The 23936-nt window shown below is 71.7% G+C and carries 24 protein-coding genes and 1 pseudogene; 10 read left to right on the forward strand and 15 right to left on the reverse strand.

Going from position 1 to position 23936, the window contains the following annotated elements:
- A partial coding sequence (locus NH2_RS27095; RefSeq protein ID WP_157103999.1) for a hypothetical protein occupies positions 1-366 on the reverse strand: 366 nt, incomplete at its 3' end.
- Between the two features lie 197 nt (positions 367-563).
- On the opposite strand from NH2_RS27095, the gene NH2_RS29115 reads away from it, so the two are divergent.
- Positions 564-1235, forward strand: a complete 672-nt coding sequence (locus tag NH2_RS29115) for an Ea47 family protein (protein ID WP_501193511.1) — start codon at positions 564-566, stop codon at positions 1233-1235.
- Positions 1236-1247: 12 nt separating this feature from the next.
- Here the strand turns inward: NH2_RS29115 and NH2_RS27100 are convergent, their stop codons facing one another.
- The 6 genes and pseudogenes from NH2_RS27100 to NH2_RS27125 form a co-directional block, all read right to left on the reverse strand.
- Positions 1248-1700: a flavodoxin family protein gene (locus NH2_RS27100; protein WP_157104001.1), complete on the reverse strand. Its 453-nt coding sequence runs from the start codon at positions 1698-1700 to the stop codon at positions 1248-1250.
- Between the two features lie 47 nt (positions 1701-1747).
- Positions 1748-1963 (reverse strand): annotated as a pseudogene (locus NH2_RS27105) (flavodoxin family protein); the annotation flags it as partial.
- A gap of 4 nt (positions 1964-1967) precedes the next feature.
- Positions 1968-2444: a hypothetical protein gene (locus tag NH2_RS27110; protein WP_067660545.1), complete on the reverse strand. Its 477-nt coding sequence runs from the start codon at positions 2442-2444 to the stop codon at positions 1968-1970.
- Complete coding sequence (gene dapB / locus NH2_RS27115) at positions 2441-3187, reverse strand: 4-hydroxy-tetrahydrodipicolinate reductase (RefSeq protein WP_067660548.1); 747 nt, start codon at positions 3185-3187, stop codon at positions 2441-2443. The genes NH2_RS27110 and dapB overlap by 4 nt, the downstream gene beginning before the upstream one ends.
- Before the next feature lie 37 nt (positions 3188-3224).
- Positions 3225-4328 (reverse strand): zinc-binding dehydrogenase, encoded by a 1104-nt coding sequence (locus NH2_RS27120; protein WP_067660551.1) that lies wholly within the window; start codon positions 4326-4328, stop codon positions 3225-3227.
- Positions 4325-5569 (reverse strand): MFS transporter, encoded by a 1245-nt coding sequence (locus NH2_RS27125; RefSeq protein WP_067660554.1) that lies wholly within the window; start codon positions 5567-5569, stop codon positions 4325-4327. The genes NH2_RS27120 and NH2_RS27125 overlap by 4 nt, the downstream gene beginning before the upstream one ends.
- A gap of 91 nt (positions 5570-5660) precedes the next feature.
- Between NH2_RS27125 and NH2_RS27130 the strand changes: the two genes are divergently transcribed.
- Positions 5661-5981 carry an ArsR/SmtB family transcription factor gene (locus tag NH2_RS27130; protein ID WP_067660557.1) on the forward strand — a complete coding sequence of 107 codons (321 nt, stop codon included), beginning with the start codon at positions 5661-5663 and terminating at the stop codon, positions 5979-5981.
- 228 nt (positions 5982-6209) lie between these two features.
- Here the strand turns inward: NH2_RS27130 and NH2_RS27135 are convergent, their stop codons facing one another.
- From NH2_RS27135 to NH2_RS27150, 4 genes are all read right to left on the reverse strand, one after another.
- Entirely contained in the window at positions 6210-7478 is a 1269-nt protein-coding gene (locus NH2_RS27135) for a M16 family metallopeptidase (protein WP_245650797.1), read from the reverse strand.
- 122 nt (positions 7479-7600) lie between these two features.
- Positions 7601-9889, reverse strand: coding sequence for a polyribonucleotide nucleotidyltransferase (locus NH2_RS27140; RefSeq protein ID WP_067660561.1), 2289 nt, complete (start codon positions 9887-9889; stop codon positions 7601-7603).
- Positions 9890-10586: 697 nt separating this feature from the next.
- A complete protein-coding gene (gene rpsO, locus NH2_RS27145; RefSeq protein ID WP_067660564.1) occupies positions 10587-10856 on the reverse strand; it encodes a 30S ribosomal protein S15 in 270 nt (89 codons plus the stop codon).
- Positions 10857-10963: 107 nt separating this feature from the next.
- Entirely contained in the window at positions 10964-11926 is a 963-nt protein-coding gene (locus tag NH2_RS27150) for a bifunctional riboflavin kinase/FAD synthetase (protein ID WP_084505943.1), read from the reverse strand.
- A gap of 229 nt (positions 11927-12155) precedes the next feature.
- On the opposite strand from NH2_RS27150, the gene NH2_RS27155 reads away from it, so the two are divergent.
- Positions 12156-12824 (forward strand): metal-dependent transcriptional regulator, encoded by a 669-nt coding sequence (locus tag NH2_RS27155; protein WP_174552886.1) that lies wholly within the window; start codon positions 12156-12158, stop codon positions 12822-12824.
- 76 nt (positions 12825-12900) lie between these two features.
- Here NH2_RS27155 and NH2_RS27160 read toward each other — a convergent pair whose 3' ends face one another.
- On the reverse strand, positions 12901-13974 hold the full coding sequence (locus tag NH2_RS27160) for a tartrate dehydrogenase (RefSeq protein ID WP_067660570.1): 1074 nt from the start codon (positions 13972-13974) through the stop codon (positions 12901-12903).
- On the reverse strand, positions 13971-15431 hold the full coding sequence (locus NH2_RS27165) for an NAD-dependent succinate-semialdehyde dehydrogenase (protein ID WP_067660574.1): 1461 nt from the start codon (positions 15429-15431) through the stop codon (positions 13971-13973). The genes NH2_RS27160 and NH2_RS27165 overlap by 4 nt, the downstream gene beginning before the upstream one ends.
- A 119-nt stretch (positions 15432-15550) precedes the next feature.
- On the opposite strand from NH2_RS27165, the gene NH2_RS27170 reads away from it, so the two are divergent.
- The 4 genes from NH2_RS27170 to NH2_RS27185 all read left to right on the forward strand — a co-directional run bounded on the left by NH2_RS27170 (position 15551) and on the right by NH2_RS27185 (position 19286).
- Positions 15551-16792, forward strand: a complete 1242-nt coding sequence (locus NH2_RS27170) for an aspartate aminotransferase family protein (RefSeq protein WP_067660577.1) — start codon at positions 15551-15553, stop codon at positions 16790-16792.
- Between the two features lie 205 nt (positions 16793-16997).
- Entirely contained in the window at positions 16998-17492 is a 495-nt protein-coding gene (locus tag NH2_RS27175; protein ID WP_067660580.1) for a DUF3830 family protein, read from the forward strand.
- Between the two features lie 106 nt (positions 17493-17598).
- Positions 17599-18018, forward strand: a complete 420-nt coding sequence (locus NH2_RS27180) for a YciI family protein (protein ID WP_067660583.1) — start codon at positions 17599-17601, stop codon at positions 18016-18018.
- Positions 17991-19286 (forward strand): RNA polymerase sigma factor, encoded by a 1296-nt coding sequence (locus NH2_RS27185; protein ID WP_218021753.1) that lies wholly within the window; start codon positions 17991-17993, stop codon positions 19284-19286. The genes NH2_RS27180 and NH2_RS27185 overlap by 28 nt, the downstream gene beginning before the upstream one ends.
- A gap of 39 nt (positions 19287-19325) precedes the next feature.
- Here the strand turns inward: NH2_RS27185 and NH2_RS27190 are convergent, their stop codons facing one another.
- Positions 19326-20723, reverse strand: a complete 1398-nt coding sequence (locus NH2_RS27190; protein ID WP_084505944.1) for an amidase — start codon at positions 20721-20723, stop codon at positions 19326-19328.
- 13 nt (positions 20724-20736) lie between these two features.
- On the reverse strand, positions 20737-21702 hold the full coding sequence (locus NH2_RS27195) for a D-2-hydroxyacid dehydrogenase (protein WP_174552887.1): 966 nt from the start codon (positions 21700-21702) through the stop codon (positions 20737-20739).
- Between the two features lie 96 nt (positions 21703-21798).
- Between NH2_RS27195 and NH2_RS27200 the strand changes: the two genes are divergently transcribed.
- The 3 genes from NH2_RS27200 to NH2_RS27210 are packed head-to-tail and all read left to right on the forward strand — an operon-like array spanning position 21799 to position 23927.
- Positions 21799-22539, forward strand: coding sequence for a maleate cis-trans isomerase family protein (locus tag NH2_RS27200; RefSeq protein ID WP_067660592.1), 741 nt, complete (start codon positions 21799-21801; stop codon positions 22537-22539).
- Positions 22540-22549: 10 nt separating this feature from the next.
- Complete coding sequence (locus NH2_RS27205) at positions 22550-23275, forward strand: maleate cis-trans isomerase family protein (RefSeq protein WP_067660595.1); 726 nt, start codon at positions 22550-22552, stop codon at positions 23273-23275.
- Positions 23262-23927, forward strand: a complete 666-nt coding sequence (locus tag NH2_RS27210; protein WP_067660598.1) for a GntR family transcriptional regulator — start codon at positions 23262-23264, stop codon at positions 23925-23927. The genes NH2_RS27205 and NH2_RS27210 overlap by 14 nt, the downstream gene beginning before the upstream one ends.
- Positions 23928-23936 lie beyond the last annotated feature (9 nt).

Genomic DNA, 23936 nt, shown 5'->3' on the forward strand with positions numbered 1-23936 from the left:
ACCGCTCACCTCCGCCTGCTTTGCGGCCTCGTCCAACTTCGCGTTAGCGTTCGGGTCGGGCTTCCCCGCCGCGCCGACGAGCATGTCGCGGATGGCGTTGAACACAGCCTTCGTGTCCACCGCATTCATCAGTACGTCGCTGCACTCCGCTGCGAACTCGGTAGCGGCGGCGAAGACTGTCTCGTGCTCGCGTAGCTGGTCCTCACGTCCCTCTTTGCGGTCGAGCACCGTGTGCTCCTGCTTGGCCTTCCGTTTATCGCTCGCAAAGAGCGACCACGACCCGATGATGGGTCCGACGAGACCGGCTCCCAACAGGGCTCCCCACCCAAATCCGGGTTGGGTGAAGAAGTCAGACACGAGGCTCATGCCGGGGAGCATAGAGGCTGTCTCCGACAGGTTCGGCACTCTGCACCGACAACAGATGCACCCAGCACCCTTGGACGGCTTGCCTGACATCGCCTCGTAGTTGGCCGCTTCATCTCACTTGCCGCGTCGGGCGACGTTAATGTGGCCAGGTGCCATCAGTCGACGGTTCGGACACCAACCTCCGGCCATGCCCTCTCGTGTTGACACATGACCGCGTATTCGAGTGTCACTTTCAGCTTCATCAGATGATCGCCGCCTATCATCACCCTGCTCCGTTTAGATACTCAGCCAACGCCTTTCTCGCGAGTTCGAAATCTGTGATTGAGATGGTGCGGCTCGACATGGAGAAGGAAGGCGAGAATGCTTGGCGTAACGAGCGCGTAGGTCGAGTACTGGCCGATGACCTATTCACCCAATTCAACCTCGCCCGCAATTTTGTGATCCATCGGGGAAGTCTGATTCGGTCCAGCCAGGTTGAAGTCGGGCTCTTTAGTAACCGGCGTCTAAAGCTCGCACTCAGCACCGAACTCAAGACTGACGAGCCCAGTCACGTTCTGATCGACCGCGTCGCGAACAGCGATTCCGCTTCGATGTTTATCCATCCCGACCGCCCATTTATCGGGGAACAGCTAGGAGTTCGGCGTGTGTATCGCGAGCCTCAGTTGAGTACCGAACATGATGTTTTGACCGCCACCGACATGATTCTGAGCCAGCTGTGCAATCTAGTCGATGACTGTCATGCGCGCCTTGGGGTGCCCTCCGACGATGGCGCACACAACTGCTGTACGGCGCATGACCTCGAACAGCACGCAACGCTGCTGGAAACGGACATAGATCCGTCACTCGTGGAGCAATGGGGCTGGGACTGAGCCAGACTCCAGTTACGCCATGAGCTTGGCCGCGACGGTTGCGCCGAGTTCCCAGCACGCTTCGAGGTCGTCCTTGGACGGCTTGCCCGACACCACCACGTACTCGGCCGACTTCACCCACCCCAGCCCGGTCGTGATCGAGGTGATGCCCTTCTCCGCGCCCTCTGTGCCCTCGTTGCCGTGGAAGTACGCCCCGAACGGCCGCCCTCGGGTCGAATCGAGGCAGGGGTAGTAAATGACATCCAGCCCGTGTTTCAGGCCGCCGCTCATGTACCCGAGGTTGGCCGGGGTGCCGAGCACGTACCCGTCGGCCTCCAGCACGTCGCTCGGCGACAGCGACAAAGCGGCCCGGCGCACGACCTCCACGCCTTCGATCTCCGGGTCGGTCGCGCCGGACACCACGGCCTCGAACATCGCCTGACAGTGCGGCGACGGCGTGTGGTGGACGATCAGAAGCCGTTTCACGCCGCCGACCTCGCAGTACTCGTAATAGACGGGTAAGTAGACAAATTATGTTTGAGGGCGCCGCTCATGTAGCCGAGGTTGGCGGGGGTGCCGAGGAGGTAGCCGTCGGCCTCGAGGACGTCGATGGGCGCGACCGTGAGCGCGGGGCGGCGGACCACCTCGACGCCCTCGATCTCGGGATCGGTGGCCCCGCGCAGCACCGCCTCGAACATCTCGTGCGTGTGCGGGGATGGGGTGTGGTGCACGATCAGCAGGCGGGCCACGGGCTCACCGATCCAGGCGTTCCAGGGCGACGGCGCGGCGCATGACCTCGCGGGCGCGGGAGCGGTCCCCGGCGAGGTCGTAGGCACGGGCCAGGCGGTAGGAGGAGCGCCAGTTGTCGGGGTCGGCTTCCCATTCGGTCTTGACCTCGGCGAAGAGCGCGTCGGCCGCGGCGGTCTCGACGCGGCCGGAGGGGCGGCGGGGCAGGTCGGCGGTGTCGAGTTCGCGGCCCTCGGCGTGCATGCGGCGGGCCAGGTGCTGGTGGGCCAGGGCGGCGCGCAGGGTGGCGACCACGATCCAGACGCCGATGATCGGCAGGATCAGCACCCCGGCGCCGATCGCGACGGCCGCCGCCTCGCCGGAGGTGAGCAGCTCGAGCGCGATCCGGCCGAGCAGCAGGAAGTAGAAGCCGAGCGCCAGCACCAGGGCGGCGATGAAGGCGACCCGCTTCAGCACCTCGCGGGCGGGGGCGGATTCGGTCACAGGTCCAGCAGCGGGTCGAGCCCGACGGTGAGGCCGGGGCGGGCGGCGATACTCCGGACGCCGAGCAGCACGCCGGGGGCGAAGGAGTTGCGGTCGATGGAGTCGTGCCGGATGGTCAGGGTCTCGCCCTGGGTGCCGAAGAGCACCTCCTGGTGCGCGACCAGTCCGGCGAGCCGCACCGAGTGCACCCGCACCCCGTCGACGTCGGCGCCGCGCGCGCCCTCCAGCTCGGTGCTGGTGGCGTCGGGGCTGCGGCCGATCCCGGCCTTCGCCCGTGCCTCGGCGATCAGCCCGGCGGTGCGGTAGGCGGTGCCGGAGGGCGCGTCCGCCTTGTTCGGGTGGTGCAGCTCCACCACCTCGACCGAGTCGAAGAAGCGCGCCGCCTGCTCGGCGAAGCGCATGGAGAGCACCGCGCCGATGGCGAAGTTGGGAGCGATGAGCACGCCGGTCGACGGGCTCTCCGCCAGCCAGCCGCGCACCTCGGCGAGCCTGCCGTCGTCGAAGCCGGTGGTGCCGACCACGGCGTGAATCCCGTTCTCGACCAGGAACTTCAGGTTGCCCATCACCACATCGGGGTGCGTGAAATCCACGACGACCTCGGTGTTCGCGTCGGGGAAGGCGGTTAGCGCGTCGTCCTTGTCGACGGTGGCGACCAGCTCCAGGTCGTCCGCCGCCCGCACCGCGGCGCAGATGGCCTGGCCGACCTTCCCCTGCGCACCGAGCACTCCGACCCGAATGGTCACCGCTTCTCCTCTCGTCCGAACGGGGGTGAGCCTAGCGTCAGAACACGATCACCTGGCGCAGTGCGTGCCCGGCGGCCAGCTCATCCATGGCGGTATTGATCTGCTCGAGCCCGATCCGGGCGGAGACCAGCCGCTCCACCGGCAGCCTGCCCGCGCGCCACAGCCGCACGTACTCCGGGATGTCCCTGGACGGCACCGCGGAGCCCAGGTAGCTGCCGACGATGGAGCGGCCCTGCGCGACCAGCGCCAGCGGCGAGATGCTCGCGCGCGCGTCCGGGGCGGGCAGCCCGACGGTGACGGTGGTGCCGCCCGGCGCGGTGGCGGCCACGGCGGTCTCGAAGGCGCGGATATTGCCCGCGGCCTCCACCACCACCTCGGCCTGCACGCCCTGCTCGGCCACCTCGGCGGGGGTGAGCGCGGTGTTCGCGCCGAGTTCGCGGGCGAGCGCGAGTTTCTCCGGTACGGTGTCCACCGCGATCACCTCGCCGACTCCGAGCGAGACCGCGACCAGCACCGCCGCCATCCCGACGCCGCCGAGCCCGACCACCATGATCCGGTCGCCCTTGGCGGGCGGCGCCGAGTTGAGCAGCGCGCCGCCGCCGGTCAGCACCGCGCAGCCGAGCACCGCGGCGACCTCGGGCGGCACGTCGTCGTCGACCGGGACCACCGAGCGGCGGTCCACCACGGCGTGCGTGGCGAAGGCGGAGACGCCGAGGTGGTGGTGCACCTCGGCGCCGTCGCGGCGCAGCCGGCGGCCCCCGTTGAGCAGCTCGCCCGCATTGTTGGCGGCGCTGCCGGGGATACACGGCGTGCGGCCCTCGCTGGCACAGCCGGCGCACTCGCCGCAGCGCGGCAGGAAGGTCATGACCACGCGCCGCCCGACGGCGATATCCGGCTCCGCGGGCCCGACGGCCTCGACCCGGCCGGCGGCCTCGTGCCCGAGCAGCATGGGCACCGGGCGCACCCGGTTGCCGTCGACGACGGAGAGATCCGAATGGCAGAGCCCCGCCGCCTCGATCCGGACCAGCAGCTCGCCCGGCCCCGGTTCGGCCAGCTCCAGCTCGGAGATGGTGAGCGGCGCCGAGTCGGCGAACGGGACGGGCGCGGCGATGCGCTCCAGGACAGCTCCACGGATCCTCATGGCGCCGACGTTACTCCGCGCCGAGCCCGCATCACGGGCGCGACCGCGTCGTGGTCGGCCGCGCGGCGGCGCAGCCCCAGAGCGGCGGCGATCAGGCAGGCCACGGCAGCGGCCGAGACGAACCACGGGAAAACGGTGCTCAGACCCCAGACAGTGGCGGCCCACCCGGCGAGCACCGTCGGCAGCGCCATGGCGGTATAGGCGAGCAGGTAGTACGCCGACATGGTCTCGCCGCGCCTGTGCTGCGGCACCACATCCGACAGGTGCCGCAGCGACCCGCCGAAGCCGAGCCCGAAGGTGCCGCCGAGGAGCACCCCGGCCAGCAGCACCACGCCCCAGCTGTGCGTCGCCAGCGCCGGGATCAGCGCGAGCAGCGCGAAGGCCATGCCGATATCGCCCACCACGGCGGCCCGCCGCGCCGGGACGCGGGTGGCGACGAGCTGCACCAGCGCGGCGGCCAGCGCCGTCGCGGCCACCACCGCGCCGCCGAAGACCAGGTTGTGGATGCCGGTCTGGCGCGCGGCCAGCGACGGGTAGAGCGAGAGCAGCACACCGAGCACCGACCAGGCCGCCATCACGCCGATCGCGGAGAACCAGAAGTCGCCGCGAATCTCCGCGGGCACCGACGGCCTGGCGATCCGGATCCGCCCTGCCACCCGGGCCGCGTGCGGCTCGCGCAGCGCGATCACCCCGGCCGCGATGGCCAGGCAGACCACGCTGATCACCACGTACGGCGTGCGCAGCGGGTGCGGCGCGTACTGGGCGAGCAGCGCCGACCCGAGGACCGTCACCGCCATCCCGACATTGAACGCCACCCCGCTCAGCTGCCCGGAGCGCGCACCGCGGTGCGGCCGCAGGTCCAGCAACGCCGCCGCGCCCGCCACCACGGTGGCGCCGACCGCCATGCCGTGCAGCGCGCGGGCCAGCACCAGCATGGGCACCGAATCGGCGGCCACGAAGACCAGCAGCCCGGCGATCATCGTGCCGAAGGCGCCGAGCAGCACCGGCTTGCGGCCGAGCACGTCCGAGATCCGGCCGGTGACCAGCACCGCGGCCAGCGCCGCGACCGCGTACACCGCGAAGATCACGGTGGTGGTGAGCGGCGACAGGTTCCACTCGGTCTCGTACAGCCCGTAGAGCGGCGCCGGTGCCCCGGAGACCCCGAGCGCGGCCCCGGTCGCGATCAGGACGAGCGGATAGGCCCAGCGCTGCGCTGCCGGCTGGGCGATGGTCGCGGTCATCGCGGCTCCATCCGATAGGTTTGATGATTGTCGAACCGCACTCGACCATACGGCGCGGGTACGATGGTCATCAAACCGAGTGAGGTAGATCATGAGCGAAGCGAACGTCTCGGCGCCGGCGCCGGTGGCTCCGCTGGCCGCCGTGCTCGGCGCGCTGCAGGACCCGGTCCGGCTGGAGATGGTGCGGCGGCTGGCGAATGCCGGGGGGCCGGTGCGGTGCGCGGCGCTCTACGACGCCATCAACAAGTCGACCGCCACCCACCACTTCAAGATCCTGCGCGAGGCGGGGGTGATCGAGCGGCTCACCGTCGAGGGGAACACCTGCCAGCGGCTGCGCCGAAGCGAGCTGGACGCCGCGCTGCCCGGGCTGCTGCCCGCCGTGGTCGAGGCGGCCAATCGCGCCCTCCGGTGACACGGCCGGATCTCGACCTCGCCGAGCTCCTCGCCCACTGCCGCAGCGCCGACACCGCCGCCTCCCGCTGGACGCCCGAGCCCGACCGCCCGCTCTTCGCTGCCCGACGACGCGCGGGTTGCCGCGGTGGCGGCGCCCGCACACGGCATCGCCCACCGCACGGCGCGCGCGAGCACCGGCACGCGGCCCGGCGGATGAGCACACGGGGCCTCGGCCCGGCCGAGAACCCTAGTTCTCCACCAACCTCCGCACCGCGACCGGCAGATCCCGGGTCCGGCGGTACGGCCCGGCGACCGCCGCCGCCATGGGCCGGGCGAGCAGGGTGCGGGCGACGGCGTCGACCTGCTCGGTCGTCACCGCGTCGATCCGCTGGAGCGTCTCGGAGACGCTGCGGTGGTTCCCGTAGTTGAGCTCGCTGCGCCCGATCCGGTTCATCCTGGACCCGGAATCCTCCAGCCCGAGCACCAGCCCGCCGCGCAGCGAGCCCTTGGCGCGGGCGCACTCGGCGTCGGTGATGCCGTTCGCCGCCACGTCCTCCAGGACGCCGCGGGCCAGCGCGGCGACGGTGCCGAGGTTCTCCGGCTGGCAGCCGAGCGCGACCGAGAAGGCGCCGGTGTCGGCGAAGGTGTCGACCCCGGAATACACCGAGTAGGCGAGCCCGCGCTCCTCCCGGATGGCCTGGAAGAGCCGCGAGCTGAGCCCCCCGCCGACCACGGTGTTGAGTACCGAGAGCGGCCAGCGCTTGTCCCCCTCGTGCCTGCCGTAGGCGCGCACGCCGAAGGCCAGGTGCGACTGCTCGCTGTCCCGGTTGCTCCAGTGCAGGGTGGGGGCGGTGCGGGTGCGGAAGCGGCCCTCGCGGCGCGGGGCGGGCGCGGCGGCCGGGTCGAGCCGCCCGGCGAAGGCGCGGTGCACGAGCTCCACGGTGTGCTCGTGCTCGACATTGCCCGCGACCGCGACGACCATCCGGTCCGGGCGGTAGCGGCGCTGGTGGAAGGAGCGCAGCTGGGTGGGGCGCATGGCCTCGATGGACTCCACCGAGCCGATGACCGGGCGGCCGATCGGGTGGTCGCCGAAGAGCGCGGTGAGGAAGGCATCGCCGACCAGGTCCTCCGGGTCGTCGTCGCGCATGGCGATCTCCTCGAGCACCACCTGCCGCTCCACTTCGACGTCGGCGCCCCGGCACAGCCCGTTCAGCACCACGTCGGCGACGAGCTCGACCGCGAGCGGCAGGTCCTCGTCGATGACGTGCGCGTAGTAGCAGGTCTGTTCCTTGGCGGTGAAGGCGTTGAGCTCGCCGCCGACGGCGTCCATGGACTGCGCGATATCCAGCGCGCTGCGCGTCGGGGTGGCTTTGAAGAGCAGGTGCTCCAGGAAGTGCGCGGCGCCGGCGACGCCGTGCCCCTCGTCCCTGGAGCCGACGCCGACCCAGACGCCGACGGAGGCGGAGCGCACGCCGGGCACGTGCTCGGTGACGACGCGCAGCCCGCCGGGCAGCACGGTGCGGCGGACCCCGCCGTCCGAGCCGAGCTGCTCGGCGCCTGCGGTTCGGAGCGACGAACCCCCCTGCTCACCGCGGAGCAGAGGGGCCGTCGTGTTCTCGGTACTCACAGATACCGTGTCTACTCGCTTTCGGCGGCGGCGGCCTCGGGAGCCGCGGCTTCGGCGATCTCCTCGACCGGGACCAGCGAGATCTTGCCGCGGTTGTCGATATCGGCGATCTCGACGCGCAGCTTGTCGCCCACGTTGACCACGTCCTCGACCTTGGCGACGCGCTTGCCGTTGCCCAGCTTGGAGATGTGCACCAGACCGTCGCGGCCCGGCAGCAGCGAGACGAACGCGCCGAAGGCGGTGGTCTTCACGACCGTGCCGAGGAAGCGCTCGCCGACCTTCGGCAGCTGCGGGTTGGCGATGGCGTTGATCGCGTCGATCGCGGCCTGCGCCGAGGGGCCGTCGGTCGCGCCGACGAACACGGTGCCGTCGTCCTCGATGGAGATATTGGCGCCGGTGTCCTCGGTGATCTGGTTGATGACCTTGCCCTTGGGGCCGATCACCTCGCCGATCTTGTCCACCGGGATCTTGATCGCGGTGACGCGCGGGGCGTACGGGCTCATCTCGTCCGGCGAGGTGATGGCCTCGGCCATGACGTCGAGGATGGTGGTGCGGGCGTCGTGCGCCTGCGCCAGCGCCCCGGCCAGCACCTGCGAGGGGATGCCGTCCAGCTTGGTGTCGAGCTGCAGCGCGGTGACGAAGTCGCGGGTGCCCGCGACCTTGAAGTCCATGTCGCCGAAGGCATCCTCGGCGCCGAGGATGTCGGTGAGTGCGACGTAGCGCACCTCGTCGGTGCCGTCGGCGCCGGTGACGGTGTCCGAGACCAGGCCCATGGCGATACCCGCGACCGGCGCCTTGAGCGGGACGCCTGCGTTCAGCAGCGAGAGCGTGGAGGCGCAGACCGAGCCCATCGAGGTGGAGCCGTTGGAGCTCAGCGCCTCGGAGACCTGCCGGATGGCGTAGGGGAACTCCTCCTGGCTGGGCAGCACCGGGATGAGCGCCCGCTCGGCGAGCGCGCCGTGGCCGATCTCGCGCCGCTTGGGCGAGCCGACGCGACCGGTCTCACCGGTGGAGTAGGGCGGGAAGTTGTAGTGGTGCATGTAGCGCTTGCTGGTCTCCGGGCCGAGCGAGTCGACCTGCTGCGCCATCTTGACCATGTCCAGCGTGGTGACGCCCATGATCTGGGTCTCGCCGCGCTCGAAGAGCGCCGAGCCGTGCGCCCGCGGGATCACCGCGACCTCGGCGGAGAGCGCGCGGATGTCGGCCAGGCCGCGGCCGTCGATCCGGAAGCTGTCGGTGAGGATGCGCTTGCGCACCAGCTTCTTGGTGAGCGAGCGGAACGCGGCGCCCAGCTCCTTCTCCCGGCCGGCGAAGGTCTCGCCGAGCTGGTCGAGGACGGTGAGCTTGATCTCGTCGATCTTCTCCTCGCGCTCCTGCTTGCCCGCGATGCTCAGCGCCTCGCCGAGCTGCGCGGCGGCGGCCGTCTCGACGGCGGCAAAGGCATCGTCGCCGTAGGGCGGGAAGAGCGGGAACTCGCCGGTCGGCTTGGCGGCCAGCTCGGCCATGTCGGCCTGCGCGCGGACCAGCCGGGCGATGAACGGCTTGGCGGCCTCCAGCCCCTCGGCCACGACGGCCTCGGTTGGCGCCTGCGCGCCGCCGTCGACCAGCGCGATCACGTTCTCGGTGGCCTCGGCCTCGACCATCATGATGGCGACGTCGCCGGAGTCGACCACGCGACCGGCCACCACCATGTCGAAGACGGCGTGCTCGAGCTGCTCCACGGTCGGGAAGGCGACCCACTGCGGGGCGCCGCCGACGGCCGGATCCTGCAGCAGCGCGACCCGGACGCCGCCGACCGGGCCGGAGAAGGGCAGCCCGGCGATCTGGGTGGAGGCGGAGGCGGCGTTGATGGCGACCACGTCGTAGAGGTCGTTCGGGTCCAGGCTCAGGATGGTGACGACCACCTGGATCTCGTTGCGCAGCCCGTCCACGAAGGAGGGGCGCAGCGGCCGGTCGATCAACCGGCAGGTGAGGATCGCGTCGGTGGAGGGCCGGCCCTCGCGCCGGAAGAAGGAGCCCGGGATGCGGCCCGCGGCGTACATCCGCTCCTCGACGTCGACCGTGAGCGGGAAGAAGTCGAAGTGGTCCTTGGGCGCTTTGCTCGCCGAGGTGGCGGAGAGCAGCATGGTCTCGTCGTCCAGGTAGGCCGCGACCGCGCCGGCCGCCTGCCTGGCCAGCCTGCCGGTCTCGAACCGGACCGTGCGGGTGCCGTAGGCGCCGTTGTCGATCAGCGCGACGGACTCGAATACACCGGGCTCGACCTCGACGGCCGTTGACTTGCGTTCGATGGTGTCGGTCATATGTCTTGTCTCAACCTCTCGTCTTCGCCGGATCCAGCGCCCGTCGGGCGCGATCCGGCATTTCGTCAGCCGTTCCGGGTACGGACACGCGGCAGCCTCGTGCTGCGCAACGCGCGCACCCGGCCGATCCCCCTTGGGAACGGCGACGCGGAGGCGGTCATCGATCGAAGCCCGCCGGACGGATCCCTTATCCGAGCCGGGAGGCCACTACCGAAGACCGACGCCACGCAACGGATGCGTCCGGCTGTTGCCATAGTTGTCCGGGCGCGAGAGTTTCTCTTCTCGCTGCCGCAGAGGAGCCAACGACCAGATTGTACGTCTACCCGCGGGTAAATCCCCCGGAACCCCGGCCGTACCGCCCGGGGCGCAGGTCACAGCGCCTTTCCGGCGCGGCGGGCAGAGAAAGAAAGGTTTCTCGGGGGCGCAAGCGCCCCCGAACCCCCACGACGCAACGCGGGTGGCAGAGATGCGGACCCGACGCGGCAGCGAGGGCCCGACGCCGGATGGAAACCACTAGGTATCGCCCAAGTAGCGAGCTACCTCACCAACCGGCTACGCCGGGGGCGAGTCCTACGAGCCCCGTTCGCGGCCGGCTCGCGTTCGAGCACTCGAAGCGCATGCGCCGCAGGCGCGAGTCTCGAGTGCTCGAACGCGAGCCTCGAGGGCCGCGAACACGCGCGCCGAAGGCGCGCCAAAATTACCGCCTGAGCCCAAGCCGCTCGATAAGCGAACGGTAACGCTGGATGTCGTTGTCCGCCAGGTACTTCGACAGCCGCTTCCGGCGCCCGATCAGCGCCATCAGCCCGTGCCGGGTGTGGTGATCGTGCTTGTGCTTCTTCAGGTGCTCGGTGATATCGGAGATCCGCTTCGACAGCAGCGCGATCTGGGCCTCCGGCGACCCGGTGTCCTTCTCGTGCAGCCCGTACTCGGCGAGGATGGCCGACTTCTGCTCGGTGGTCAGTGCCATGCGGCGTCCACTCCTGTTTCTCAGTTCCGCGTGAATGGTTCCGGGGAAACCCCGGCTGGGCGCCGCCGCGGACCGCAGCAGACCCGAGGAGCCACCTTACCGGAGCCTCACTGGCGGGCGAGGACCGCCCTGGCCGCTTCGACGTCCCCGGCCATGGCGTCGACCAACTGCGCGGTGCTGTCGAATTTGAGCATGCCGCGCAGATGCTCGACGAAGTCGACGGCGACGTGCTGCCCGTAGAGGTCGGCCTCGCGGTCCAGGACGTAGGCCTCGACGGTGCGGGCCCGCCCGGAGAAGGTGGGGTTGGTGCCGACCGAGATGGCGGCCATGGCGCGCTGCCCGGGGGTGACGGTGCCGATGGTCGGCCCCGGTCCGAGGACGGTGAACCAGCCGGCGTAGACGCCGTCGGCGGGGATGGCGGCGTGCATCGGCGGCGCCACGTTGGCGGTGGGGTAGCCGAAGGTCCGCCCGCGCCCGTCGCCGTGCACGACGACGCCCTCCACCCGGTGCGGCCTGCCGAGCGCCTCGGTGGCGCTGGCCATGTCGCCGGCATCGACGCAGGCCCGGATGTAGGTGGAGGAGTAGGTGACGGACTGCTCGCCGAGCAGGGTGGCGGCATCGACCTCGAAGCCCCAGCGCAGCCCGAATTCGCGCATCGTCTCGACGTTGCCCGCGGCCTTCTTGCCGAAGGTGAAGTTGTCGCCGACCACGACCTCGGCGACGTGCAGCCGCTCGACCAGCAGGTCGTGCACGTAGCGGGCGGGGGTGAGCTTCATGAACTCGTGCGTGAACGGCATGACGCAGAACACGTCGACGCCGAGCTCCTCGGCGAGTTCGGCGCGCCGGGTGAGCGTGGTCAGCTGGGCGGGGTGCGACCCGGGCCGCACCACCTCCATGGGGTGCGGGTCGAAGGTCATGAGCACCGCGGGGACGCCGCGCGCGGCGGCGGATTTCACCGCCCTGCTGATGAGTTGCGCGTGGCCCCGGTGCACACCGTCGAACACACCGATGGTGACCACGCAGCGTCCCCAGTCCGCGGGCACGTCGTCGAGACTTCGCCATCTCAGCACAGTGCGCAGCCTACGCACTGTGCGGGCCGATGCGCATTCGGGCCGCGCCGGTCATGCTCGAGGTCACGGGCGGGGAGTCGGGGCGGTGAATCGGAGGTTGCCGGTGGCGGTGCGGCGTGTGGAACGGGCGCCGAGTGCATAAGCTCGAAATGTGCCCGGGAAACGAGACATCACGACCCGCCGCGAGCTGACCGACGCGCCGGAACCATCGGTGGACGGGACCGCGACGGTGGCGCCGGTGCTGAGTTCGGTCGCGCAGGACTACCTGAAGGTGATCTGGACGGCGCAGGAGTGGTCGCCGGAGAAGGTGTCGACGAAGCTGCTGGCGGAGCGGATCGGCGTCTCCGCGTCGACGGTCTCCGAGGCAGTGCGGAAGCTGGCAGACCAGGGGCTGGTGGTGCATGCGCGGTACGGCGCGATCACGCTGACCGAGGACGGGCGGCGGGCGGCGATCGCCATGGTGCGCAGGCACCGGCTGCTGGAGACGTTCCTGGTGAGCGAACTCGGCTACGGCTGGGACGAGGTGCACGACGAGGCGGAGATCCTGGAGCATGCGGTGTCGGAGCTGCTGATGGCGCGGATCGACGCGAAACTCGGCTACCCGGATCGAGATCCGCACGGTGACCCGATCCCGTCGGTGGACGGCGCCGTGCCGACGCCGCCCGCCCGCCCGCTGAGCGAGTTCGCGGCGGGCGAGTCGGGGCGGGTGGCGCGGATCTCGGACTCCGATCCGGAGATGCTGCGCTACTTCGATTCGGTGGGGATCGCGCTGGACACGGTGATCAGTGTCGCCGAGCGCCGGGATTTCGCCGGGACCATCGCAATTCGCATCGGCACCGCCGAAACCCCGATCGATCTCGGTCAGCCCGCGGCGGAGGCGATCTGGGTGACCAGCTGACGGCACGTGCGCACGGATATCGCGCCCGCCTCCGGCGGCTCGGCTGATCTGCACCGGAGGCGGACGCGGTGCGTCGCTAGGCCGGAAGCGACTTCGCTCCCGCCAGTTCGCGGGCGCGGTCGGCGATCGCCGCGCCGAGTTCCGCGGTGGTGGCCGTACCGCCGAGGTCCGGGGTGAGCACCTCCCCCGCGCCGAGCACGTCGTCGACGGCTCGCTCGACGGCGTCCGCCGCCCGCTCCTCGCCGAGGTGGCGCAGGAGCATGGCACCGGCGAGGATCTGCGCGACCGGGTTGGCGATCCCCTGGCCCGCGATGTCGGGAGCGCTCCCGTGCACCGCCTCGAACATGGAGGGCGCGGAGCGGGTCGGGTCGATATTGCCCGAGGGCGCCAGCCCGAGACCGCCGGTGACCGCGGCCGCGAGGTCGGAGAGGATGTCGCCGAAGAGGTTCGAGCCGACGATGACGTCGAGCCGGTCGGGGTGCAGCACGATCTCGGCAGCGAGCGCGTCCACGTGCATCTGCCTGGTCTGCACCCCGGGGTACTCGGCGGCGACCTCGTCGAAGATCCGGTCCCAGTAGGGCATGGAGTGGATCAGCCCATTGGACTTGGTGGCCGAGCAGAGCTTCCCGCCGCGTTCGGTGGCGCGCTCGAAGGCGTACCGGATGATCCGCTCGCAGCCGACCCGGGTGAACACCGACTCCTGCAGCACGAATTCGTCCGGCCGCCCGGGATTGTGCGTGCCGCCGATCTCCGAGTACTCCCCCTCGGAGTTCTCCCGCACGATGAGAATGTCCAGGTCCGCGGCGGTCCGCCCGCGCAGCGCGGACTCGGTGCCGGGCAGCAGCTTCACCGGGCGCAGGTTCACGTACTGGCCGAAGGCGCGGCGCAGCGGGATCAGCAGCCCCCAGAGCGAGATGTGATCCGGCACGCCAGGGAAGCCGACGGCGCCGAGCAGGATCGCGTCGAAGCCGGCGAGCCGGGCGGGGCCGTCCGGCGGCATCATGGCGCCGGTGCGCAGGTAGTTCTCGCAGGACCAGTCGAACTCGGTCCACTCCAGCCCGGGCAGCACGGCATCCAGCACCGCCACCGCCTCGACCGTCACGTCCACCCCGATGCCGTCGCCGGGGATGGTGGCAATCCGATAGCTCACAGTCGCACTCCGATGTATTTGGTCTCGAGGAATTCGTCGATGCCGGAGAATCCGCCCTCGCGCCCGAGGCCGGACTCCTTGACGCCGCCGAAGGGGGCCGCCGGGTTGGACACCACGCCCTGGTTCAACCCGACCATGCCGGTCTCCAGCGCCTCGCACACCCGCAGCCCGCGCCGCAGGTTCTCCGTGAAGACGTAGGCGACCAGGCCGTACGGGGTGTCGTTGGCCCGGGTGACCGCCTCCTCCTCGGTGTCGAAGACGCCGATGGCGGCGACCGGGCCGAAGATCTCGGTGTGGCACAGCTCGGCCGCGTCCGGCACCCCGGTCAGCACGGTGGCCGGGTAGAAGTTGCCCGGCCCGTCCGGCCGCTCGCCGCCGGTGAGCACCTCGGCGCCGCGCTGCTTGGCATCGGCGACCAGGTGCTCGACCTTGGCGAGCGCGTCGGTGTCGATCAGCGGCCCGACGACCACCTCCGGCTCGGTGCCGCGGCCGATCGGCAGCGCCGCCATCCGCGCGGCGAGCCGCCTGCCGAACTCGTCGGCGACGCCGCGCTGCACCAGGATCCGGTTGGCGGCGGTGCAGGCCTGCCCGATATTGCGCATCTTGGCGGCGAGCGCGCCCTCCACCGCCTCGTCCAGGTCGGCGTCGTCGAAGACCAGCAGCGGGGCATTGCCGCCGAGCTCCATGGAGGTGCGCATGACGGTGCTCGCGCACTGCTCGAGCAGCACCTTGCCGACCGCGGTCGACCCGGTGAAGGAGAGCTTGCGGGAGCGCGGATCGCGGATCATGGGCTCGATCACCGCGCCCGGGTCGGTGGTGGTGACCACGTTGACCACCCCGGCGGGCAGCCCGGCCTGCTCCAGCACCGCGGCCAGCGCCAGCATGGAGAGCGGGGTCTGCTCGGCGGGTTTGATCACGCTGGTGCAGCCGGCCGCGAGCGCGGGCGCGATCTTGCGGGCGCCCATGGCGATCGGGAAGTTCCACGGCGTGATGAGCAGGCTCGGGCCGACCGGCTGCTTGGTGACGAGGAAGCGCGAGCCGCCGGCCGGAGCCTGCATGTAACCGCCGTCCAGCCGCACCGCCTCCTCGGCGAACCAGCGGAAGAACTCGGCGGCGTAGGCGATCTCGCCGCGCGCCTCGGCCAGCGGCTTGCCCATCTCCAGGGTGAGCACCAGCCCGAGCCGGTCGACATCGGCGAGCAGCGCGCGGTGTACCCGCATGAGCAGGTCGCTGCGCTCGCGCGGCGGGGTCGCGGCCCAGTCGGGCTGCGCCTCGGCGGCGGCGGCCAGTGCGGCGATGCCGTCCTCGGCGCTCGCCTCGGCCACCTCGGCGATGGTCGCGCCGGTGGCCGGGTCGGTCACCGGGAAGGTGCGCGCGCCCTCCCGCCATTTGCCGCCGATGAACAGCCCCGTCGGCACGGTCTCCAGCGCGGTCCGCTCGTCTGACCGGTTGGGCATCGGTGTCTCCTCTCGGCTCGCGTGGCATTCCCTTGTCGGGAGCGCCGGAGTCATGGTAGGCATATTGTCAACAATCCGACAACAGACAATCTTCGGATTCCTACGGAGGGCGGATCCCCATGACCCAGCTGTCACCGGTGCTCAAGCAGGCCACTCCCGTCGTGGTGGAGCGGGGCGAGGGGTGCTACCTGCACGCCACCGACGGCAGGCGCTACCTGGACTTCACCGCGGGTATCGGGGTCACCAGCACCGGGCACTGCCACCCGCGGGTGGTCGCGGCGGCGCAGGAGCAGGTCGGGAAGCTGATCCACGGCCAGTACACGACGGTCATGCACCAGCCGCTGCTCCGCCTCACCGAGCGGCTCGGCGATGTGCTGCCCAGCGGGCTGGACACGCTCTTCTACAGCAACTCCGGCAGCGAGGCGGTGGAGGCGTCGCTGCGGCTGGTGCGGCAGGCGACCGGGCGGCCGAACGTGATCGTCTTCCACGGCGGGTTCCACGGCCGCACCGTCGCCGCGGCCACCATGACCACCTCGGGCACCCGGTTCTCGGCCGGGTTCAGCCCGCTCATGTCCGGCGTGCACGTGGCGCCCTTCCCCACCGCCTACCGGTACGGCTGGAGCGAGGAGGAGGCCACCGCCTTCGCGCTGCGCGAGCTGGACTACATCCTCGCCACGCTGACCGGGCCCGCCGAGACCGCCGCCTTCATCGTGGAGCCGATGCTCGGCGAGGGCGGGTACATCCCCGGCAACACCGCCTTCTTCCACGGCTTGCGCGAGCGCGCCGACCGGCACGGCATCCTGCTGGTGATCGACGAGATCCAGACCGGGTTCGGCCGCACCGGGAAGTTCTTCGGGCACCAGCACTTCGACGTCCGGCCGGATGTCATCACCATCGCCAAGGGGCTGGCCAGCGGCTTCCCCATCTCCGGGATCGCGGCCTCGGCCGAGCTCATGGCGAAGGCGTGGCCGGGCTCGCAGGGCGGCACCTACGGCGGCAACGCCGTGGCCTGCGCGGCCGCGCTCGCCACGCTCGACGTCATCGAGTCGGAGGGGCTGGTGCAGAACGCGGCCGAGCGCGGCGCCGAGCTGCTGGCCGGGCTGCGCGAGCAGCAGACCAAGCAGATCGGCGATGTGCGCGGGCTCGGGCTGCTGGCCGGGTGCGAGTTCACCACCGCCACCGGCGATCCCGACCCCGAGACGGCCACGGCCGCGCAGCGGGCCGCGGTCGCCAAGGGGCTGCTGCTGCTCACCTGCGGCGCGCACATGAACGTGGTGCGGATGATCCCGCCGCTCATCGTCACCGACGCGCAGATCCGCGACGCGCTCGGCATCTGGTCCGAGGTGCTCGCCGAGCTGTGAGTCCGCCGCGGGGCGCGGCATAGCGCCCTACGAACTCGACGGCTACCTCGCGCACCGGGATCTCCAGTGCCGGGCGCGGCGGCCTGCGGTGCCGCGGGAGCGCATCGCGGCACCGCAGCCCTGCCGGACCGCGCTGGGCGCCCCGCCCTCCGAGCAACCCAGACGACGACCGCGGGCAAACCCCGCCCGGCACAGAGGAGACAGCATGGCTCGCTACATCACCATCACCCTCACCAAGGCAGGCATCACCTGCCGGGCCCGCCTCCTCGACGACGAGGCGCCGGGCACCTGCGCCGCGGTGTGGGAGGCGCTGCCCCAGGAGGGCGACGCGTTCCACGCCAAGTACGCCCGCAACGAGGTCTACACCCTCGTGCCCCGGCTCACCGCCGCCCCGCACCGGGAGAACCCCACCGTCACCCCCATCCCCGGCGACGTCTGCCTCTTCGACTTCGAGCCCTGGGAGATCGGCAACCCCGCCTACGGCTACGAGCCCGGCTCCGCCGCCGCGCACGAGCAGGGCGCCACCGACCTCGCGCTCTTCTACGGCCGCAACAACCTGCTCATCAACGGCGACCAGGGCTGGGTGCCCGGCAATGTCTTCGCCACCATCGAGGAGGGGCTCCCCGAGCTCGCCGCCGCCTGCAATGCCCTCTGGACGCAGGGTGTGCTCGGCGAGACCCTCGCCTTCGCCCGCGGCTAGAAAAATCTTCAAAGAATGTTTCATGCCGTGTCGATTCGGCGGGCGGCCCGTTCGACCACGGGGTGAGAGGGTCCGAGCGAGACCCGCACACCGAGGGAGACGGACAATGAAGTACATGCTGATCATGCGCGCCACCGACGAGGCCTACGCGGCGATGGGCGCGGTCGATATGGACGAGATGCTGGAGACGGTCGGGCGGTTCAACGACGAGCTCATCCGGGCCGGGGTGCTGCTGGCCGCGGAGGGGCTGGATGACCCGGCCGAGGGCGTCGTGGTCGACTACTCCGCCGACCCGCCGGTCGTCACCGACGGCCCCTACGGCGAGACCAAGGAGCTCTTCGGCGGCTACTACATCCTGAGCGTCGCCTCCAAGGAGGAGGCGATCGAGTGGGCGAAGCGGCTGCCCGCGGGCGGGCCCGGGTTCAAGACCGAGATCAGGCGGGTACCGGAGATCGGCGAGTTCCCGCAGGACAATGAGTGGATCCAGAAGGAGCGCGCCTGGCGCGAGGCGACCGGGCAGCTGTGAGCGGTGCGGCCGGGCGGGCTGCGGTCGCCGCGGTGTGGCGAATCGAGTCCGCGCGGATCGTCGGCGCGCTCGCCCGCTACACCGGGGAGTTCGCACTGGCCGAGGATGTGGCGCAGGAGGCGCTGGCCGAGGCGCTCGTCGCGTGGCCGCGGGACGGGGTGCCGCGCGATCCGGCCGGGTGGCTGCTCACCGCGGGCAAGCGCCGCGCCATCGACGCCTTCCGGCGCAATGCCGCGCTCGGTGACCGGTACGCCGCCTTCGCCCGCGAGCTGGGCGAGGGCGGCGCCGCCACCGGGGGCGCGCCCGCCGCGCCCGAGCCGGAGCCGTGGGATCCGGAGCGGATCGACGACGACGTGCTGGCGCTGATGTTCGTGGCCTGCCATCCGATGCTCGCGGCGGAGGCGCGGATCGCGCTCACGCTGCGGGTGGTCGGCGGGCTCAGCAGCGGCGAGATCGCGGCGGCGTTCCTGGTTCCGACCGCGACCGTGCAGGCGCGGATCACCAGGGCCAAGAAGACGCTGGCCGCGGCGCGGGTGCCGTTCGAGGTGCCCGCGCCGGAGCAGCGGCGGGAGCGGCTGGGGTCGGTGCTCGGCGTGCTGTACGTGATCTTCACCGAGGGGTCGTCGGCGAGTTCGGGGGCGACGCAGATCCGGCTCGATCTGGCGGCGGAGGCGCTGCGGCTGGCGCGGGTGCTCGCGCGGCTGGTGCCGGACCACGCCGAGCCGCACGGGTTGCTCGCGCTGCTGGAGCTGACGGCGGCGCGGTTTCCGGCGCGGACCGGTTCCGACGGGGAGCCGGTGCTGCTGGCGGAGCAGGATCGGCGGCGGTGGGATCGGGACGGTATCCGGCGGGGGCGGGCGGCGCTCGCGCGCGGGGCCGCGATCGGGCTCGGGGCGTACGGGGTGCAGGCGGCCATCGCCGAATGTCACGCGGTGGCCGCGACTTTCGAGGAGACCGATTGGGAGCGGATCGTGGTGCTGTACGAGGCGCTGGGGCGGATCGCTCCCTCGCCGGTGGTGCGGTTGAACCGGGCGGTCGCGGTCTCCATGGCGCACGGGCCCGCGGTGGCGCTTCCCCTGGTGGATTCGGTGATGGCCGAGGGGGCGCTGGCCGGGTCGCAGCTCGTGCCGAACGTGCGCGGTGAACTGCTGGCGCGGCTCGGGCGGAATGCCGAGGCACGCGCCGAGTTCGCGAATGCCATCGCGCTGTGTCGCAACGAGAAGGAGCGTGGGGTGCTCGAGCGGCGGGTCGCGCAGTTGCCGCAGTGAATCTCGCCCGCTTCGGCTTCGCCCGGCCGGGCCGGGGGCTCAGCCCAGGACGTGCTCGGCGTAGCGGGCCACGGCGAGGACGAGGTCGTCGGAGTGGCGGGGGCCGACGATCTGCAGGCCGACGGGCAGCCCGGCGGCGGTGCGGCCGACGGGAATGCTGATGGCGGGCTGCTGGGTGAGGTTGAAGGGGTAGGTGAAGGGGGTCCACTCGGGCCAGCCGCGCAGGCCGCTGCCGGGCGGCACGTCGTGCCCCGCCTCGAAGGCGGGGATGGGCACGGTCGGGGTGACCAGGACATCGTGGTCCTGATGGAACCTCCCCATGGTGATCCCGAGCTGCGCGGCGACATTCCGCGCCTCCAGGTACTCGACGGCGCTCACCGCGTCACCCCGGGTCCACACCGCGCCGAGCCCGGGATCGACCCGCTCCCTGCTGCCCGCCGGGAACCCGGCAAGCATGGTGGCCGCGCCCGCCGCCCACAGGATCTCGAAGGCGTCCAGCGGGTCGGTGAAGCCGGGGTCGGCGGCGGTCACCGCGAGCTCGGCGTCGGCGAGCCGCCGCACCGCCGCCTCGGTGATCGCCGCGACCTCGGGGTCGACGGTGGCGTAGCCCAGGTTCGGCGACCACGCCACCCGCAGCCCGCGCACATCCCGGTGCATCTCGCCGCGGAAGGTGGCGAGTGTCGGGGCGAGCGCGGTCGGATCGCGCGGGTCGGGCAGCGCGAGGATGTCGAGCAGCAGCGCGGCGTCCTCGACCGTGCGCGTCATGGGCCCGGCGTGCGCCAGCGGGCCGAACGGGCTGGCCGGGAAGAGCGGCACCCGCCCGTGCGTCGGCTTGAACCCGACGATCCCGCAGAACGCCGCCGGGATCCGGATGCTGCCGCCGCCGTCGGTGCCGACCGACACCGGCCCCATCCCGCCCGCGACCGCCGCCGCGCTCCCCCCGGACGAGCCGCCCGCGGTCGCACTCGGCGCCACCGGATTCCGGGTGACTCCGGTGAGCGGGCTGTCGGTCACCGCCTTCCAGGCGATCTCCGGCGTCGTCGTCTTGCCGAGGAACACCATCCCGTCCTCGCGCATCCGCGCGGTGACCGGGCTGTCCACCGTCCACGGCCCGGCCGGGTCGACCGAGGTCGAGCCGCGCCGGGTGGGCCAGTCCTCGGTGAGGAAGATGTCCTTGATCGAGACCGGGACGCCGTCGAGCAGCCCGCGCGCGTAGCCGGAGTGCCAGCGCTCCTCGGAGTCCTTGGCCTGCACCAGCGCCCGGTCCGGGTCGACCAGGCAGAAGGCGTTCACCGCCTGGTCGCGGTCGGCGATGGCCGCGAGCACCGCCTCGGTCGCCTCCACCGGCGAGAGCGCGCCCGCGGCGTACGCCGTGACCAGTTGCACGGCCGTCATGGCGGCGGGGTCGGCCGGAGTGGTGTTCTCGGGGTTGCTCATCGAGGGGGCTCCTTCAGCCGGGCACGTACCCGAGTTGCTTGTCGACCACATTGCGCAGGGGCCGCCCGGCGACCCAGTTGTCGAAGTTGTCGGCGAACGCGGACAGGATTGCCCCGCTCCAGCCGATCCAATCCCCGGAGTTGTGCGGGGTGATCCGGACGCCGGGCAAGGTCCAGAGCGGGTGCCCGGCGGGCAGCGGCTCCGGATCGACCACGTCCAGCGCCGCGCCGGCGATGGCGCCGGTGCGCAGCGCCTCGACCAGCGCCTCGGTGACCACCAGCTCGCCGCGGCCGACGTTCACGAACCGCGCGTGCGGCTTCATCGCGGCGAAGGCGGCGGCGTCGAAGAGGTGCCTGGTCCGCTCGGTGAGCGGGGCGACCGCCACCACGTAGTCGGCGTTCGGCAGCTCGGCGTGCAGGTCGGTGCCGACGGTGCCGAAGTCCGGGTCGCCCGCGCGCTCCCGCCTGCCGATCGCCGAGACCCGCATCCCGGCGGCGCGCAGCAGCCGCGCGATGGCCCGGCCGATCCCGCCGGTGCCGACGATCAGCACCGAGGTGCCCGCGATCCGCTCGGTCTCCCGGTACGCCCACTCGCGCCGCTGCTGCCGGAGCAGCGCGCCGCCGAGATCCTTGGCGAAGCCGAGGATCTGGCCGAGCACGTACTCGGCGATGGCCGCGTCGAAGACCCCCCGGGTATTGGTGACCACCACGTCGCTGGCGATCAGCGCCGGGAACATCGCCGCGTCGACGCCGGTGGAGCCCATGTGCAACCATCGCAGCGCGCCGGCCTGCGGCCAGGCGGCGGGCAGCGCGTCGGTGCCGAAGTCGAGCACGAAGAGCGCGTCCGCGCCGCGCAGCGCCGCGGGCAGCCCGGCCGCGCGGGTCAGGCGCAGCTCGGCGCGGTCGGCGACGCGGGCGAGCGCCTCCGGCTCGGGCGCGTGGTCGCCGTGCAGGACGGTGATCACAGGGGCCTTTTCCACGTTGACACCGTAGGATCGCATCGTATGATTGTCAACAATCCGATCGTGTGCTGCCAGCACGGATCGCAAGAGAAGCGCTGGTAAGAGGGGCCGCAAGTGGATTTCAGCTTTCCCGGCATCGAGGGTCCGGTCGCCCAGCGCGGCATCGGGATCATCGCGCCGTTCGACCTCGCGCTGGAGCGCGAGCTCTGGCGCTGGGCCCCGCTCGACGTCAGCCTGCACCTGGCGCGCACCCCGTACGAGCCGGTCCCGGTCTCGCTGGCGATGGCCGAGCTGGTCTCGGACGCGGCGCACCTCACCGCCGCCACCCGCAATGTGCTGCACGTCGAGCCGGAGGTGGTGGCCTACCTCTGCTCCTCCGGCAGCTTCATCAAGGGGCTCGGGTACGAGCGCTCGCTCTGCGACACCATCCGCTCCGCGGGCGCCGCGGATGCGGTGACCACCTCCGGCGCGCTGCTGGAGGCGATCCAGCGGCTGGAGCTCACCCGGATCTCGGTGCTGACCCCGTACGACGAGATCCTCACCGGCAAACTGCACGATTTCCTGGCCGAGGCCGACTGCGCCGTGGTGCGCTCGGACCACCTCGGCCTCGGCGGCGGCATCTGGAAGGTCGGCTACCGGACCATCGCGGAGCGGATCCTCGGCGCCGATCACCCCGACGCCCAGGCCGTCTTCGTCAGCTGCACCAACCTGCCCACCTACGACGTGATCGAGCCGCTGGAGCAGCGGCTCGGCAAGCCCGTGCTCACCGCCAACCAGCTCACCATGTGGGCCTGCCTCGGCCGGATGAAACTCCCCATGATGGGGCCCGGCCGATGGCTGCTCGACGTCTTCTAGAAGGAGCACCATGACCACCGTCGGTCTCGTCTACCCCGACCACGCCGCCGAGGACGACTACCCGCCCGTCGCGGCGGCGCTCGGCGTGCGGCTGCCGGTGGCGCACATCTACGGCACCGACCTGCACGCCGTCCCCGAGCTGCTGGATCTGGGCAGCCCGGCCCGGCTGCGGGCCGGGGCCGAGCTGCTGGCCCCGCACCGGCCGGACGCCGTGGTCTGGGCCTGCACCTCGGGCAGCTTCGTCTACGGCCCGGACGGCGCGCGCGAGCAGGCGCGCGGCCTCGCCGAGGCCGCCGGGGTGCCCGCGACCAGCACCAGCATCGCCTTCACCGACGCCGCGCGGGCGCTCGGGCTGCGCCGGGTGGCGGTGGCGGCCAGCTACCCCGACGACGTCGCCCGGCTCTTCGTCGACTTCCTCGCCGCCGCCGGGATCGAGGTGACCTCGATGACCAGCGCCGGGATCGATACCGCCGCCGAGGTCGGCACGCTCACCCCGGACCGGGTGCTCACCCTGGCCGCCGACAACGACCACGCCGATGCCGAGGCGCTGCTCATCCCGGACACCGCCATGCACACCATGGCGCTGCTGCCGGAGCTGGAGCGGGCGTTGGCCAAACCGGTGCTCACCGCGAACCAGGTCACCGTCTGGGCCGGGCTCCGGCTCGCCGGGGCGGTCCCGGTCGCGCCCGCGCTGGGTACCCTCTTCGCCGGGAGGCCGAGTGATGTCCGTCGTTGATTTCCAGCCGGTGAACCGGAAGTCGACCGCGGAGATGATCGCGGACCGGCTCCGGGACGCCATCATGCGCGGCAGCCTCGCCCCCGGCGCGCAGCTCGGCGAGGCCGACCTGGCTGCCCAGTTCGCGGTGAGCAGGGGGCCGGTGCGCGAGGCCATGCAGCGGCTGGTCTCCGAGGGGCTGCTGCACAGCATCCGGCACCGGGGCATCTTCGTCATCGAGCTGGCGCTGGACGACGTGGTCGACATCTACCGGGCGCGCACCGCGCTGGAGGGCGGCGCGCTCGAGCTCATCCTGGACGGCCGCAGGGAGATCGCCGCCGCGGCGCTCGCGCCGAGCGTCGCCGAGATGACGGCGCGGGCCGAGGCCGGGGACGCGGCCGGCGTCTCCGACGCGGACCAGGCATTCCACGAGGCGCTGGTGCAGAGCTCGGGCAGCCCGCGGCTGGTGCGCGCCGCCCGCACCCTGCTGATCGAGACCCGCATGTGCCTCGGCGCGCTCCAGACCACCTACCCCGACCTGCGCGAGCAGGCGCGGGAGCACGTCGGGCTGCGCGAGGCGATCGCCGCGGGGGCGCCGGAGCGGGCGCGGAAGCTGCTGGTCGAGCACATGAGCGACGCGGTCGAGCGGCTGCGTGCGCAGTTCGGCTCCTGACGCCCGCGG

The organism is Nocardia harenae NBRC 108248, from assembly GCF_001612885.1.
Classification (GTDB): Bacteria; Actinomycetota; Actinomycetes; order Mycobacteriales; family Mycobacteriaceae; genus Nocardia; species Nocardia harenae.